This window comes from Sphingomonas sp. PL-96, from assembly GCF_020707215.1.
Classification (GTDB): Bacteria; Pseudomonadota; Alphaproteobacteria; order Sphingomonadales; family Sphingomonadaceae; genus Sphingomonas.
The window spans coordinates 232,629-247,758 of sequence record NZ_JAJFET010000006.1; the positions used below are offsets into that span (position 1 = coordinate 232,629).

Annotated in this window: 13 protein-coding genes; 5 read left to right on the top strand and 8 right to left on the bottom strand. The window is 69.8% G+C overall.

Features of this window, described 5'->3' with window-relative positions:
- The first annotated feature begins 39 nt into the window (after positions 1-39).
- On the top strand, positions 40-777 hold the full coding sequence (locus LK533_RS12785) for a hypothetical protein (RefSeq protein WP_229363393.1): 738 nt from the start codon (positions 40-42) through the stop codon (positions 775-777).
- Positions 778-988: 211 nt separating this feature from the next.
- On the opposite strand, the gene ftsH is transcribed toward LK533_RS12785, so the two are convergent.
- The 6 genes from ftsH to LK533_RS12815 form a co-directional block, all read right to left on the bottom strand.
- Complete coding sequence (gene ftsH, locus LK533_RS12790) at positions 989-2,953, bottom strand: ATP-dependent zinc metalloprotease FtsH (RefSeq protein WP_229363395.1); 1,965 nt, start codon at positions 2,951-2,953, stop codon at positions 989-991.
- Positions 2,954-3,021: 68 nt separating this feature from the next.
- On the bottom strand, positions 3,022-4,041 hold the full coding sequence (gene tilS, locus LK533_RS12795) for a tRNA lysidine(34) synthetase TilS (RefSeq protein WP_229363396.1): 1,020 nt from the start codon (positions 4,039-4,041) through the stop codon (positions 3,022-3,024).
- 4 nt (positions 4,042-4,045) lie between these two features.
- Positions 4,046-4,999 (bottom strand): tetratricopeptide repeat protein, encoded by a 954-nt coding sequence (locus tag LK533_RS12800; protein WP_229363397.1) that lies wholly within the window; start codon positions 4,997-4,999, stop codon positions 4,046-4,048.
- A gap of 106 nt (positions 5,000-5,105) precedes the next feature.
- On the bottom strand, positions 5,106-5,963 hold the full coding sequence (locus LK533_RS12805; protein ID WP_229363399.1) for a helix-turn-helix domain-containing protein: 858 nt from the start codon (positions 5,961-5,963) through the stop codon (positions 5,106-5,108).
- A 110-nt stretch (positions 5,964-6,073) separates the two neighbouring features.
- Positions 6,074-8,350, bottom strand: coding sequence for a phosphoenolpyruvate--protein phosphotransferase (ptsP, locus tag LK533_RS12810; RefSeq protein ID WP_229363400.1), 2,277 nt, complete (start codon positions 8,348-8,350; stop codon positions 6,074-6,076).
- A gap of 73 nt (positions 8,351-8,423) precedes the next feature.
- Complete coding sequence (locus LK533_RS12815) at positions 8,424-8,987, bottom strand: helix-turn-helix domain-containing protein (protein WP_229363401.1); 564 nt, start codon at positions 8,985-8,987, stop codon at positions 8,424-8,426.
- A 91-nt stretch (positions 8,988-9,078) separates the two neighbouring features.
- On the opposite strand from LK533_RS12815, the gene LK533_RS12820 reads away from it, so the two are divergent.
- Entirely contained in the window at positions 9,079-9,552 is a 474-nt protein-coding gene (locus tag LK533_RS12820) for a DUF6456 domain-containing protein (RefSeq protein ID WP_229363402.1), read from the top strand.
- Here the strand turns inward: LK533_RS12820 and LK533_RS12825 are convergent.
- Positions 9,506-12,007 (bottom strand): DUF2339 domain-containing protein, encoded by a 2,502-nt coding sequence (locus LK533_RS12825; RefSeq protein WP_229363403.1) that lies wholly within the window; start codon positions 12,005-12,007, stop codon positions 9,506-9,508. The two genes, LK533_RS12820 and LK533_RS12825, sit on opposite strands and share 47 nt — an antisense overlap.
- A gap of 116 nt (positions 12,008-12,123) precedes the next feature.
- On the opposite strand from LK533_RS12825, the gene dapF reads away from it, so the two are divergent.
- Positions 12,124-13,074 (top strand): diaminopimelate epimerase, encoded by a 951-nt coding sequence (dapF, locus tag LK533_RS12830; protein WP_229363404.1) that lies wholly within the window; start codon positions 12,124-12,126, stop codon positions 13,072-13,074.
- 119 nt (positions 13,075-13,193) lie between these two features.
- On the opposite strand, the gene mscL is transcribed toward dapF, so the two are convergent.
- Positions 13,194-13,688 carry a large conductance mechanosensitive channel protein MscL gene (gene mscL / locus LK533_RS12835; protein ID WP_229363405.1) on the bottom strand — a complete coding sequence of 165 codons (495 nt, stop codon included), beginning with the start codon at positions 13,686-13,688 and terminating at the stop codon, positions 13,194-13,196.
- An 82-nt stretch (positions 13,689-13,770) separates the two neighbouring features.
- On the opposite strand from mscL, the gene LK533_RS12840 reads away from it, so the two are divergent.
- Both LK533_RS12840 and LK533_RS12845 read left to right on the top strand, forming a co-directional pair.
- On the top strand, positions 13,771-14,361 hold the full coding sequence (locus LK533_RS12840) for a LemA family protein (protein ID WP_229363406.1): 591 nt from the start codon (positions 13,771-13,773) through the stop codon (positions 14,359-14,361).
- An 8-nt stretch (positions 14,362-14,369) separates the two neighbouring features.
- Positions 14,370-15,130, top strand: a 761-nt coding sequence (locus tag LK533_RS12845; RefSeq protein ID WP_229363407.1) for a TPM domain-containing protein, incomplete at its 3' end; no start/stop codon positions are given.

A 15,130-nucleotide genomic window follows, 5' to 3' on the forward strand; every position in this document is an offset into this window, starting at 1 on the left:
AGCGTAACGTCCGCATCGGGAGACCGGGGGATAACGAGTATGGCGAAGAAGACTTCTCGTTGGCTGATCTGGCTTCACCGGCTGGGCTATCTAACGACTGCAATCATCGTCATCGAATTTGGCATCGTCAGTTCTGTCCTCGGGCGGGAGTGGCTCCGGCACCGCGAGTTGAGCGCCAATCTGGTCGAGCGTAGTCGCACTCAGGAGACTCCGCTTCGGAAAGATGGCGAGCCGTATGTGCGCGGCCCCGCCGTCGAGTTGTTCGCGAAGCTGCCGCCGCTGCGAACCCTCCACGGCGACGGCCTGCGCTTCGTCGCGATGCCGTCGTTCGGCACGAGCGACTATGCCCTCGCAGTCTCGCTACCCTCGGGAGCGCCATACGCCAGCGGTGTGCTGATCGTGATCGACAAGACCAACGAGAGCCGAACCGCTTCCAGCCGTGAGTTTCGTATTCCGTCGCCGGTCTATCAGCGGCTGGTAGCTGACCTCGACCGCCTCACTGATGGTTGGCCGGGGGACGACGATCAATGTCTAGACGGTGCCCCGGCGGCGTTCGAGCGGGTGCGCGGCGCACGTATCACCTCTGGCATCGGGAACTGTAGCCCGCACTATGACCGCGTGAAGCTGCTGGTGCTGAACGCGACCAGGCGTTTCGCTCCCGGTCCCGACCTGCCCACTGAAGACGACTGGCACAGGTTTGAGCCGGAGCAACGAGCGAGGCGTGTAGCCTCGCCTGTGTCCTCATCCGCGACCCGCAGAGCGGCAAGCGATCGCTAAGGGCCAAAACGCTCATCACGTGAGCGTAAATGATGGCTGCACTTAGATCGCCGCCCGCTGAAAGTCCGCTTACCACCTACGAGCCGACGTTCAGCGCTAGATCCAGAAGCGGCCGTTTGGGTTTACGAGCCAGTTCCACAGGAGCCGCAGGCAAAGAAAAACCCCTCCGCGAGGGTGTCGCGGAGGGGTTTTCTGTTCGTGCCGGACCGGATCAGGCGCCGGCGGGGCTCGGCTGGCCGAAGGGGCCTTGCGGGCGCCGGGTCTTGGGGATCGAGGTGCCGGCGGCGACCACCGGGCGGGTCGGGCCGTCGGTCGGTCGGCCGAGGTCCTCGCCGGCGATCAGGCGCTTGATCTCGTCGCCGCTCAGCGTCTCATACTCGAGCAGCGCACCGGCCAGCGTGTGGAGCTGGTCGACATGCTCGGTCAGCACGTCGCGGGCGCGGGTGAGGCCGCCTTCGACGATGCGCTTGATCTCGCTGTCGATCAGTTCCGCGGTCTTGTTCGACATGCGGGCCGGGGCCGACTGCGAATAGCCAAGGAAGCTCTCGCCCTGCGGTTCGGCATATTCGACCGGGCCGACGGCGTCCGACATGCCCCAGCGGGTGACCATGTCGCGCGCGAGGCTCGTCGCCTGCTGGATGTCGCCCGAGGCGCCCGAGGACACCTTGTCATAGCCGAAGATGATCTCCTCGGCGATGCGGCCGCCCATCGCCACGGCCAGGTTCGCGTACATCTTGTCGCGATGATAGCTGTAGCTGTCGCGCTCCGGCAGGCGCATCACCATGCCCAGCGCACGGCCGCGCGGGATGATCGTCGCCTTGTGGATCGGGTCGGACGCCGGCTCGTGGATCGAGACGATGGCGTGGCCGGCCTCGTGATAGGCGGTCATGCGCTTCTCGTCGTCGGTCATCACCATGGAGCGCCGCTCGGCACCCATCATGACCTTGTCCTTGGCCTCCTCGAACTCGAGGTTGGCGACCAGGCGCTTGCCCTTGCGCGCGGCCATCAGCGCCGCCTCGTTGACGAGGTTGGCGAGGTCCGCGCCCGAGAAGCCCGGCGTGCCGCGCGCGATGGTGCGGGCGTCGACGTCGGGTGCCAGCGGCACCTTCTTCATGTGGACCTGCAGGATCTTGATGCGGCCCTCGATGTCGGGGCGGGGCACCACGACCTGACGGTCGAAGCGGCCCGGACGCAGCAGCGCTGGGTCGAGCACGTCGGGGCGGTTGGTCGCCGCGATGATGATGATGCCCTCGTTCGCCTCGAAGCCGTCCATCTCGACCAGCAGCTGGTTGAGCGTCTGCTCGCGCTCGTCGTTGCCGTTGCCGAGACCCGCGCCGCGGTGGCGACCGACGGCGTCGATCTCGTCAATGAAGACGATGCACGGCGCCGACTTCTTGGCCTGTTCGAACATGTCGCGCACGCGGCTGGCGCCGACGCCCACGAACATCTCGACGAAGTCCGAGCCGGAGATGGTGAAGAAGGGCACGCCCGCCTCACCCGCGATGGCGCGGGCGAGCAGCGTCTTGCCGGTGCCGGGCGAGCCGACCAGCAGCGCGCCCTTGGGGATCTTGCCGCCCAGCCGCGCGAACTTGGTCGGGTCCTTCAGGAACTCGACGATCTCCTCCAGCTCCTCGCGCGCCTCGTCGATGCCGGCGACGTCGTCGAAGGTGACCTTGCCTTCCTTCTGCGTCAGCATGCGCGCACGCGACTTGCCAAAGCCCATCGCGCCGTTGGCGCCGCCGCCCTTCTGCATCTGGCGCACCACGAAGAAGGCGATGCCAAGGAACAGCAGGAAGGGAAGCGCCTGGACCAGCATGTACTGCCAGATCGACGGGCCTTCCTCCGGACGCGCGGTGATGCTGACGCCCGCCTTGCGCAGGCGCTCGGTCAGCTGCGGGTCGTTCATCGCATAGGTGCGGAACTTCTCGCCGTTGGACTGGGTGCCGGTGATGACGTTCGCCGCGACGTTGACGTCCTTGACCGAGCCTTCCTCGACGCGGTCGAGGAACGCCGAATAGGGGATCGACGTGCCGGCGTTCTGCCCGCCGCTGCTGGGGAACAGCGAGACGAACAGCGCCAACCCCATGAGGATGCCGACCCAGATCAGCAGGCTCTTCATCCAGGGATTGCCGTTGCCGCCGTTGTCGGGGCCGGGCTGCTTGTCGTTGTCGTTCATGAAAGCGCGTACCTCTTCGTCCCTGCAAGATAGGCTGCGGGGGATGAATGGCAATGGAACATCCTCGATCAGGGTGATCGACGCGGCGGCGCGAGTTGGAAATGCCACCGGCCCCCGCGTGCCGAGGCGGCGACGCCTGCCCGGGTAGCGCCGGAGCCTGCTTCGAGCGCGTCGAGCAGTGGTTCGATATTGGCGGCATCGGACCAGCTGCCTTCCGCCTCGGCCGCCAGGTCGCGAACGCGGGCGATCGCACGGCGCACGAGTCGCCGGCGAAGCTCACGCGGGAGGTCGGCCATGTCGAAAGCGCACTCGCCCGCTGGAGCCGGCAGCGTGCGGCTGCGCTCCAGCCAGGCGACGGTCTCGACCAGGGCGGCGTCGCTCTCCGCGCAATGGCGGGCAGCGCGGGCGAGGCCGTCGACGTCCAGCAGCGGGGCTCCGCCAAGCAAGCCGCGAAAGCCGGTACGGTCGTGGCGCGGGTCGACGTTGGCGGGATCATCGACGAACGGCAGTCTGGCACCCTTCGCAAGCGTGCGCAGGGTCGCGCGCCGCCAGCCCAGCAAGGGGCGGACGACCGGAAGGCCAGGTCCTGCCGCTTCGCCGTCGCCGCGCCAGCGCGGGGCGTGCCAGATCCAGCGGGCGCGGATGCCCGCCAGGCCCGCAGGCCCGGATCCGCGGACGGCACGCATCAGAAACGTCTCGGCCTGATCGTCGGCGTGATGGGCGGTGAGCAGCGCTGTCGCACCCTGTGCCAGTGCCCAATGCCCGAGCAGGTCGTAACGCAGCTGGCGCGCCTGAGCCTGGATGCTGGCGCCTGCCGGCGGACGATCGGGGCGCAGGGTCGTGTGGGGGATGCCGACGGTGGCGCACCAGCGGGCGACCATCGCGGCTTCCTCCGCGGCGTCGGCGCGCAGGCGGTGGTCGACGGTGGCGGCGTGCACGCGGCCGGGAAGGGCGGCATGGGCCAGCGCCAGCATCGCCATCGAATCCGCGCCGCCCGAAACGGCAAGCGCGACCGGCCCCTCCGGCGTGCCGATCGCGGCGGCGAGGTCGTGCGCGAACCGCGCGACCGCCGCCGGATCAAGGGTCACCGGATCAGCTGCACTTGGCGGCGGTGCGTCCACGCTGGATGTCCGCCTTCATGCTGGCCGCGATGCGATCTCCATAGGCTTCGGACAGCTCGGCATAGACCTGGCACGCGTCCTTGGGCTTCTTGAGCTGCACCAGTGCCTCGGCAAGATAGAAGAGGCTGTCTGGCGCACGCTCGCCTTCGGGCATCTTCTTGTAATTGTCGTACAGGGCAATCGAGGCGAGACTGGGCTTGCCGTCGTCCAGATAGGAACGGCCGATCAGGTTCTGCGCCCAGCTGGCACGGCGGTGCTTGGGATATTTGTCGACCACGGTCTTGAGCTGGGTAACCGCCTCGCCATAGCGCTTGGCCTGCCACAGGCGGAAGCCATAGACATAAGCGTCCTCAGCCGGATCGCCGCTGGGCGCCGGCTTGGCGACGCTGCCGGCCGCGGCCGCAGCCGCAGGGGTCGACGCATTATCGGCCGTTTCGCCGGGCGCCTTCAGCGTGCCACCGCCGTTGCCGGGACCGCGAACGGGGGCGGGGGGCGCCTCTTCCGCTCCTTCTCCGCCGCCTGCAGCGGGTGCTGCTGCGGCGCCGCCACCCTCGACGGCGGAGAGCCGGCCGTCGGTGGCGCGGCGATAGGCCTCGAACGCTTCTTCCAGCTGGCGCAGCTTATATTGTGCCTGCTCGACCTGGCCGGTGAGCGTCATCTGCTGCGATTCCAGTGCGGCGACGCGGGATTCCAGGTTCGCGATCGGGCTGCCCGCGGGCGAGCCGGGCGCTTCCAGCGGCGTCTGCGGCGCGGTGATCTGCGGCTCGACCTGGGCAAGCGCGCCGTTCGGGAACACCTTGCGCTGCACGGCGCGCATCTCGCGCTCGAGCTTGTTCACTCGGCCTTCGACCGCGGTCTGCGCAGTGGCGGGAACCGAAACCGCAAGGCCGGCGGCGAGAAGCGGAAGCGTCATGAGGATACGCATGTCGTCACCCCCCGGTGGGAATTGGAAGATAGGGGGACCCTAATGGCCCGGCGAAGCTGTCGCCAGCCTTAAGCGCGCGGAAACCAGCCCCGCGCGCGCAAGACGGTCAGCCCTGCGGTGCCGCCGGCGGCACCGCGCCTGCGGCTGCGTCCGGAGCCGGTGCGGGCATGGCACCGCCGTCGCGGGCGCGGAGCGCCTGGGCGCTGATGCCGATGTCCTTGATCGGGCGCGCGCCGGTGCCCAGCGGCGCCACCGACGAACCGTTGATGGTGACCGCCAGCTTGTCCGGCCGGCCGACGTTGATCATCGGGCCGTTGGCGTCCAGCGGAACGTCATAGCGCTCGCCCGCCGTCATGGTCTTCTGCATCAGCGTCTTGCCCGCGGCGTCGTAGATGCGCACCCAGACCTCGTCGGTGGCCGCCAGCGTCACCTGGCTGCCGGTGACGGGAGCCTCGGCAGGGGTGGCCGGCGAGGCGGTCGGTACCGGCATGACGCCAAGCTCGCTTGCTGCCGTCGCCGGCTGGGCCGGTGGCGTGTCGTCGCCGCGAAGCAGGCTGGTGCCGAACCAGATCGCGAGCAGCAGCAGGATGATTCCGCCCGCGATCAGTCCGCCGTTCGCAAGACCGCGCGAGGGCAGGCGGGGCGGGGCGTGCGGCTGAAGATCGGGCTTGGGCTCACGGCGCTGGTAGTTGACGTCGAGTTCACGGCGCAGATCGCGCGCCAATGCCACCTCGTCCACGCCGACCGCGCGTGCATAGGAGCGGCCGAACCCCATCGCATAGGTGGCGGAGGGGAGCTGGGAGAAGTCGGACGTCTCGATCGCCTCCAGATGCCGCTGCGGGATCCGGGTGCGCGCCGCCACTTCGGCAAGGTCGAGGCCCTGTGCCTCACGCGCCTGCCGCAACCGATCACCGGCCTTCAATGCTCCCGGGGCCCGATCAACGGTGCCCTCGCCCTCACCCATTCCGATCTCCATGCGGGGAAAAATACATTCATGTTAGCCCCGCGTCTGCGGGAGGTTTCCGACAGCCGCCAACCTGTGTCAACGGCGACACAGGCGCTTCTGCCGCCGTTTCACGCCAGTTCAACCCCATTGTCCGCTGCCCAGGCGCTCAGCGTCGCCCGCATGTCCGCCGGGGGGCGGGTGAGCAGCGTCTCCATCTGCGCGGTGATGGCAGCGCGATCGAGCGAGTGGATCATCGCCTTGATCGGGCCGACCGCGGCCGGCGTGATCGACAGCCGGTCGATGCCAAGGCCCAGCAGCGCCATCGCCTCCAGCGAGCGCCCGCCCATCTCGCCGCATACGGTGACGGGAATGTTGGCCTCGCGCGTCGCACGCACGACGCGGCGCAGGAAGCGCAAGATCGCGGGGCTCAGCCAGTCGTAGCGCAGCGCCAGCTGGGGATGCGCGCGATCGGCGGCAAACAGGAACTGCGTCAGGTCATTGGTGCCGATCGACAGGAAGTCGAGCCGCGGGAACAGGATGTCGAGCGTTTCGGCCAGCGCCGGCACCTCGAGCATCGCGCCATAGAGGATCTCGAGCGGCAGCTTGCGCCCGCGCGAGGCGACCCAGTCGCGCTGGCGTTCGAACAGCGCACGCGCCTGCTCGAACTCCCAGGGCTCGGACACCATCGGGAACATGACCCGCAGCGTCCGGCCGGCCGCCGCCTCGATCAGCGCGCGCGCCTGCGCCTTCATCAGCCCCTCGCGGGTCAGCGCCAGGCGCAGCGCCCGCCAGCCCATCGCCGGGTTCTCCTCCTCATGGTCGCCGGTCGCCAGATAGGGCAGCGCCTTGTCGCCGCCGATGTCGACGGTGCGGAACACGACCGGGCGGTCGCCCGCGACATCGAGCACCTCGCGGTACAGCCGCTGCTGGCGCTCGCGCGAGGGCAGGGTGGAGGAGACCAGGAACTGGAATTCGGTGCGGAACAAGCCGATGCCGTCCGCGCCCGTCAGGTCGAGCGCGGCGGCATCGTCACGCAGGCCCGCGTTGACCAGCAGGGTGATCCGATCTCCGTCGCGGGTAACCGGCGGCTCGCTGCGCAGTGCCGCAAAGGCGGCGCGGCGGCGCTGCGAATAGAGCAGCTTGGCGTCGAATGCCTCCTCCAGGTCGCTGGTCGGGCGGATGACGCAATAGTCTTCGGCGGCGTTGAGCAGCAGCCGGTCGCCCTCGGAAATCAGGCGGCGCACATCGCGCACCCGGCCGAGCACCGGCACGCCCATCGCGCGCGCGACGATGGTCACGTGCGCGGTGAGCGAACCCTCCTCCAGCACCACGCCCTTGAGGCGCCGGCGGTCATATTCGAGAAGCTCGGCCGGACCCAGGTTGCGCGCGATCAGGATCGTGTCCTGGCGCAGGCCCAGCTGGGCGGCGGTGCCGAGCTGGCCGGAGACGATGCGCAGCAGCCGGTTGGAGAGATCCTCCAGGTCGTGCATGCGATCGGCAAGCAGCGGGTCGGCGATCTCGCGCATGCGCATGCGGGTGCGCTGCTGGACGCGCTCGATCGCGGCCTCTGCGGTCAGGCCGGAATCGATCGCCTCGTTGATGCGGCGCGACCAGCCCTCGTCATAGGCGAACATCTTGTAGGTCGCGATGACCTCTTCATGCTCGCCACCAACCCCGAACTCGGCCTGGCTGGTGATGCGGTCGATCTGCTCGCGCATCTTGTCGAACGCGGCGTACACGCGGTGGCGCTCGGCCTCGGTATCCTCGGCGACCGTATGCTCGACGGTGATGCGCGGCTGGTGGAAGACGGCGACGCCGGCGCCCATGCCCTCGACCAGCTTGAAGCCGTTGACGCGGGCGGTGCCGGTCGCCTGCGGGCGGCTCGTGGCGGAGGGGCCGGTGGCGTCGATCAGGTCGGCGTTGGCGATCAATTCCGACAGCACCATCGCGACGGTCTGCAGCGCCTCGATCTCGACGCCGTCGTAGCGGCGCGGCTCGGTATGCTGGACCGCGAGCACGCCCACCGCGCGTTCGCGCCGAATGATCGGTACGCCGGCAAAGCTGTGGAAGCGCTCTTCCCCCGTTTCCGGGCGGTAGGCGAAATCCGGATGAGACGCTGCCTCGGCAAGGTTCAGCGTCTCGACATTGGCGGCGATGGTGCCGACCAGGCCTTCGCCCGGCGCCAGCTTTGTGACGTGCACCGCCTCTTCGGCAAGGCCCATGGTGGCGAACAGCTCGAACAGCCCCTCGCGCAGGAGATAGATCGAGCAGACCTCGCTATCGAGCGTCTGCCCGATGATGTTGACCACGCTGTTGAGCTTGGCCTGCGCAGGCGCGCGCGACGCCATGACGTCGTGGAGGCGGGTGAGGATCTCTCGGGCGGAGGCGGCGGCCGATGCGGGCATGGAACCGGTTACCATGTCGCGGGGGCCTGCGCCATCGCAGGACGGTTGCCCGCGGCTGCATTTCCGGCTTGCATCACAGCGTCCGCACGAGGCGCACGGCCATGGCGATCCAGGCCGGATCCGCGACGCTTTGCGGGCGACCGTCGGCCCCGGGTGGGAGCAGTTGCAGCGTGCCGCCCTCTGCGGCCAGCAACCGGCCGAAGACAAAGCGGCCGGCGGGGCGCGGCACCAGCACGTCGCGGTTGAGCGCGCTGCCGAACGCGTCGGGGGCGAGGCGCGCGCACCAGATCTCGTCGCCGCTGCGATAGTCGCCGACGCTGCCGGAGACGGTGACGGCGACCAGGCTAGGATCGATGCGCGGGGCGGCGACCGTGGCGGGGCGGCGAGGCGCGGTGGCGCCGCTCGCGTCCAGCACGGCGGCGACGGCGACATCGGGACGGTCGGGCAGTTTCACCAGATCGGCGGTGTCGACGCCCAGCGCCTCGGCGATGCGGTTGAGCCAGCCGATGGAGACGGTGCGCGTGCCCGTCTCCAATCGGCCGATCGTCTGAGCGGTGGTGGTGGGGCGGCAGCGCTGCGCCACTTCCTCCAGCGTCAGCCCCTTTGCGCGGCGCACTTCGCGAATGGCGGTGATCATGTCGGGCTCCCGCAAACCATATCGGTTTGTCTCTGTCCTACAAACAAGCCGTTGTGGCAAGCAGCGAGTCGGCAGGATTGGAGATGGCACGATGCGCGAACTGGTCGAACGGGCGATGGAAGGCGAGCGGGTGGCGAGCGGTCCTCCGGCACGCGGTCGGCGCGGGGTGACGGTGAACCTGGCCGAATCGCCGCTGTCGTGGCTGCGCGCGCGCGGGCTGGTGACGCCGCGGCAATATGATGCGGGTGAGCAGCTGCGCGATGATTATGAGCGCGCGTCGCTTGGGCCCAGGGTGACGATGCGCTGGGATGCGGGGCCGCGCGGCGGCAGCCGTGGCGCGCCCCAGGCAGTGGAGCCCGGCGGCCCCCAGCTGTCGGCCAAGCGCCGCTTCGACGCGGCGATCGCGGCGGCGGGCCCCGGCCTCGCCAACGTGCTGTGGCGGGTGGTGTGCGCGGGCGAGGGGCTGCCGGCGGCGGAAAAGGCGCTCGGCTGGCCGGCGCGGGCCGGGCGGCTGGTGCTTACGCTGGCGCTTGATCGGCTGGCGGAGCACTACCGGCTTCCGTGAGGAAGCGGCGATAGGCCCAGCCGATGCCGATCAACGCGAAGCCGAGGCCCAGGAAGGAGAGGATGCGCAGCACGCCCTCCAACGCGGCGGCGTCGATCAGGAACACCTTGAGCGTCGTGGCGGTGAGCAGCAGCAGCCCGAGCAGCCGCAGGTCTGCCGCCTTGGCGGCGATGCCCCGCCACAGCCAGAACAGCGACAGGCCGAGCATGGCGGCCGAATAGCCCCAGTTCTCGCCCGTGCCGATCGGGCCAGTCATGACGCTGCCGTGCGTCGCCTGGCGCACCGTCGCGACGAGCGCGAGCAGCGTGAGTGCTGCGGCGAGTGGGCGGATGCCGCGCCGGGGCGGGAGCGTCCAGAAGATCTCCGCGGCGAGCGCGGTGTGGAGCGTGGCGGCGTTGAGCAGCGGAAGGGCGCCGACCGCCTGCGCCACCCAAGCCGGGTTGAAGAGCAGCAGGTCGAACCAGAGGATGCGCGCGACGCCGAGCGCAAGCAGCACGCTCGCCTCGCGCGGGAAGCGGCCGCTGCGGACCAACGCCCAGCCGGCGAGGAGCAGCGCCTGGGTCAGCACGGCACGCTCGATAAAGCCATAGGCGGCAAAGGCGGGCGGCTCGGCGATGGCGAGCGGCTGCTTCAGCAGCAGATAGGCGAGCAGCGGGACCGCAACGCCGGCTATGGCGACGGCAATGTTCCGCGTGCGGCCAAAGCTCTGGCGGTCGGTGAACAGGATCGCGGCCAGCGCCGCAGTCGGCAATGCCAGGAAGCGCAGAATGTCGCGCAGCGGCGGCAGCAGCCGATAGGGCAGCATCTCGCCCAAGAGCGAGCGGCCGATCGCTTCGCCCACTTGGCCGAGCGGGATCAGCGCGAGCAGGAGCAGCCCCAGCAGCGGCAGCAGGGTCAGCCGGCGAAGCGTCGTGTCGCCGCTGTGGCGGCTCCAGCCGGCAAGTGCGGCCATGGCGGCGACCAACGGCAGCGCGACCAGCGCGCCGGGCACGACCTGCTGGAGCCCGGCCCAGAGCAGCAGCGCGGCGGCGAGCGCACCGCCGACGAGGCCGATGTCCTGCGTGTCGATGCGGTCGCGGTGGCGCCAGCTGAGCCACCCGCAGGCGCCGGCCAGCAGCAGGTCAGCCGAGCACCACGCCATCGGCGCGAGCAGCGGCGCTGCGGCAAGCTGGGCCGCGAGCACAGGGCCGGCGGTGCCGACGACACCAAGCAGCGCCCAGCCGCGCCCCTGCCGCGACAGCCATTGGCCAGGCACAGCGAAGATCAGCGTGGCGAGCACGGCGGCGGTCGGGGACACGCCGGGTTCGGGGCGCATCAACCCCAGGCCGATCAGCACCAGGACGAGGCCGAGCGCGGCAAGCGGCGCCGGCATCAGCCTGCGATCGCGCCACGCCAGGAACAGCGCGGCGGCCGAAAGCACCAGGTAGAAGCCCCAGGCGAGCGGACCGAAGTCGAGCAGTGGCGCGGCGATCAGCAGCTGGGCCAGACCCGCCACCATCGGCGCCGCGCGCAGCCACGGGCGCTCGATGCCGGCGGAGGGAAGCGCCAGGGTGACGCCGAGCGCGAGCGCGACGATGAAGGCGGCGACGCCGGTCACCTCGCTGGCGCTCACGGCCGCGAGCAGGAACCCGGCCCAGCCAAAGGCGCAGGCACCCGCCGCAAGCGCCAGCCATGTCCAGTCGCGTGCCGTCGCCAGCCACAGCAGCGCCGCCACGAACAGGCCCAGATAGACGAGCAGCGGCGCGATGCCGGCCGCGTCGAAGCCGGCCACCAGCGGTGCGGCGAACCCGCCCGCCAGTGCCATGACGGCAGTGGGCGATCCGTGGCGCAGCGCCAGCCCCAGCGCCACGCCGGTGATCGCCAGCATGACCGCAAAGCCGGCGAGCGGGCTCACCAGGTCATAGAGCGCGGCTGCGAGATAGAGCGTCGCATAGGCGCTGGCGATGCCGGCACCGGCGAGCACCTGGGCGATGCGGGGGTCGCCGCGCGTGGCGGACAGGCGGCGCGCACCCTCCCCGCCGGCGAGCAGCAGCAGCGCGAACAGCCCCGCGAGCGCGGTGCGGATGCCCGGTGTGAGCAGGCCGCTCTCGATCGACAGGCGCACAAGGAAGACGCCGGCCAGCACCAGCGCGGCACCGCCGACCCAGACGGGCAGGCGGCCACCCACCAGTGCCTCGAAGCTCGGCATTTCGAAGCGCGGCCTGGGCGGCGGGACAGGCTTGCGCGGGACCGGGGGGACGCTTGCCGTGGCCACGGGACGGCGGACGACGGCCGGCTCGTCGCGGCGTTCGACCGGAGGCGGGGCGACGGGCCAGGCGGCGGCCGGCGGCTCGGCGGGCGCGCGCTGCGCCTCGGCAAGCTCGGCGCGCAGGTGTTGGACCTCACGCTCCACGACCGCCAGACGGCGCCACATCGCAAGGATCGCCACGACGATGCCGGCGAAGGTGAGCGTCATCAACAGGTCCACGGACGGGATAGTGGCACAGCCGTGCGCGCAAGTCCGCATGCAATCGCGTGGACGCGCGCGTGGGCGGGCCTATATGCGCGGGCGTCCATCAGGAGTGTCCCGCCATGCAGATCGCGTTCGTCAAATGCCACGGGTCCGGCAATGATTTCCCGCTGGTGGACGCGCGCGACCTCGATCTGCCGGAGGACGCCTGGGTGCGGCTGGCGCTGGGGCTGGCCGACCGCAAGGGGCCGGTGGGCGGCGACGGGCTGCTGCTGCTGACGCGCGGCGACGCGACCCGTGCGTTCGGCATGCGCATGTTCAACTCCGACGGGAGCGAGGCGGAGACGTGCCTCAACGGCGTGCGCTGCACCGCGCGGCTGGGGTTCGAGCGGCTTGGAATCACCGAGGCGCGCGTGCTGCTCAAGACCAGCGATGCCGAGGCGCGGGTGCAGCCGGAACTGGCGCCGGGCGTCACCACCATCCGCACGCGGGTGGGACCCGTGTCGACCGTGGCTGCGGATGTCGGCCTGCGGATTGCCGAGCGCGAGGTGATTGATGCGCCCATCGCCGGCCTGCCGAGCAACCGCGCCTTTACCGCGGTGGCGATGCCGAACCCGCATCTGGTGAGCTTCGTCGAGCAGGTCGACGAGGCGGAGCTGGTGGCGCTGGGCGACTGGTGCGAGGCGGCGCCGGCGCTGCTCCCTGCGCGCGGCAACGTCAGCTTCGTGGAGGTGCGCGGCAGCGACGCGACACCCGCGCTGTTCGTGCGCACCTATGAGCGGGGCGTTGGTCTCACCAACAGCTGCGGCAGCGCAATGGCGGCATCGACCTATGCCGCGGCGCGGACCGGGCGCATCCCGTTCGATTGCGAGACGCGCGTGTTCAACCGCGGTGGGATGGTGCGGGCCAGTGCAACCGAGGCGGCCGAGGTGACGATCGCCGGCAACGCGACCTTCGAGTGGGAGGGCCGGATCGAGTTCGATCCCGCGACCGGCGCCTTGGGCACGCTAGAGGTGGTCGCGCGGCGGCCTGCGGAGGTCGCCGCGTGGGCGGCGATGCTTGCCGGACTTTGAGTCCTGATGAAGCCGGTTCTCGCCGTTTCTCATCGGTGCCAATGCGCGAAGTCGCTACGCCCCTGCGACAAGCTCAGCCCCGGCGCAGCACGAACAGTCTCCTGAAGGTGCCGCCGGCGTCAGGATGATGGAGGCGGGGAAGCCGGCGTCGCAGCGCCGTCCTTGCGCGCGCGCAGCTCGTCGCGAATCTCGCGCAACAGCGCGATCTCGGGAGGATCGGCGGCGGGCGGGGCGACGCCTGCCTTCTGCTCCTCATGCACCACGGCGATCGCTTGGTTCACGAACTTCACCAGCAGGAAGACGATGAAGGCGAGGATCACGAAGTTGATCACCACGCTTACGAACTGACCATAGCCGAACAGCGGTACGCCTGCTGCCTTGAGCGCGGCATAATTGTCAGGGGAACCGCGATATGTCGCCGGGATCGGGCCCAACTTCAGAAAATAGCTGGAAAAGTCGAACCCGCCGAACAGCCAGCCGATCACCGGCATGATCAGGTCGTCGGTCAAGGACTTGGTGATGGTGCTGAACGCGGCGCCGACGATCACGCCCACCGCCAGGTCGAGCACGTTGCCGCGCGCCACGAACTTCCGGAACTCGTGCAGCAGCGTCATTCAAGCCTCATTGATCGATTGCCCTTCGCGGAGCGTTCCTGCCCCGCTACAAGCGGTTCTGACAAGGCTTGAGGAGAAAGCGATGCGTTTCCGGACGGTGCTGACGATGCTGGGTGCGGGCCTGCTCGCGGCGTGCGGGGTGAACAGCGTGCCGACGGCCGAAGAGAATGTGAACGCGAAGTGGGGCGAGGTGCAGAACCAGTATCAGCGCCGCGCCGATCTGGTGCCCAATCTGGTCGCGACGGTGAAGGGCTATGCCGCCCATGAGTCCGGCACTCTGACCAAGGTGACCGAAGCGCGGTCGCGCGCGACCTCGATCAACATCACCACCGACGACCTGTCGGACCCGCAGCAGTTCGAGAAGTTCAGCCAGGCGCAGAACCAGCTGACCCAGGCGCTCGGCCAGCTGCGCACGGTGGTGGAAGCCTATCCGCAGCTGACCGCCAACCAGAACTTCATGGCGCTGCAGAGCCAGCTGGAAGGCACCGAGAACCGCATTTCGATCGCCCGGCGCGACTATAATGAGGCGGTGCAGGCCTATAACACCCGCATCCGCACCTTCCCCGACGCGGTGGGCGCACGCGTCTTCTACGGCGCCAAGCCCAAGGTGCCGTTCCAGGCGCAGGCGGGCGCGGAGACCGCACCCACGGTCAACTTCGGCAACACCAACTGAGCCGGGTCATGGCGCTGCTCCGATTGCTGCTGGCGACGCTGCTTGCGCTTGGGCCGGCGGGAGCGGCGCAGGCGCAGGAGTTTCCCAAGTTCACCGGCCTGGTGGTGGACGCGGCGAACGTCCTGCCGCCGCAGCAGGAGGCGGCACTTACCCAGAAGCTCGAGCAGCTCCAGCAGCAGACCAACCACCAGCTGGTGGTGGCGACGGTGCCGGACCTGCAGGGCTATCCGATCGAGGATTACGGCTATCGGCTGGGCCGCGCCTGGGCCGTCGGCCTCAAGGACGCGGACAATGGCGCGATCCTGCTGGTCGCGCCCAGCGACCGCAAGGTGCGCGTCGAGGTCGGCTACGGCTTGGAGCCGGTGCTGACCGACGCCTTTTCGAGCACGGTCGTCAACGGCACGATCCTGCCGCGGTTCAAGGCCGGCGACCTGCCGGGCGGCATCATCGCGGGCGCGGACGCGCTCGCCCAGCAGCTGTCGCTGCCGGACGCCGATGCCCAGGCGCGCGCCAAGGCGGCGGCGGACGAACATGACCGCACCCACAGCACCGCCGCCCGGCAGAGCAAGGGCGGGGGCATCCCCTTTGGCCTGGTGTTCTGGGGCATGGTGTTGCTGTTTGTGCTCTTGTCGCTGATGCGTGGTCGCGGCGATGGCGGCAGCCGGCAGCAGCGCCGCTATCGCTCGCGCCGTAGCAGCGGCGGCAGCGACTGGCCGATCGTGCTGTGGACCATCGCCAATGCGATCGAGCACAGCTCGCGCGATGACGA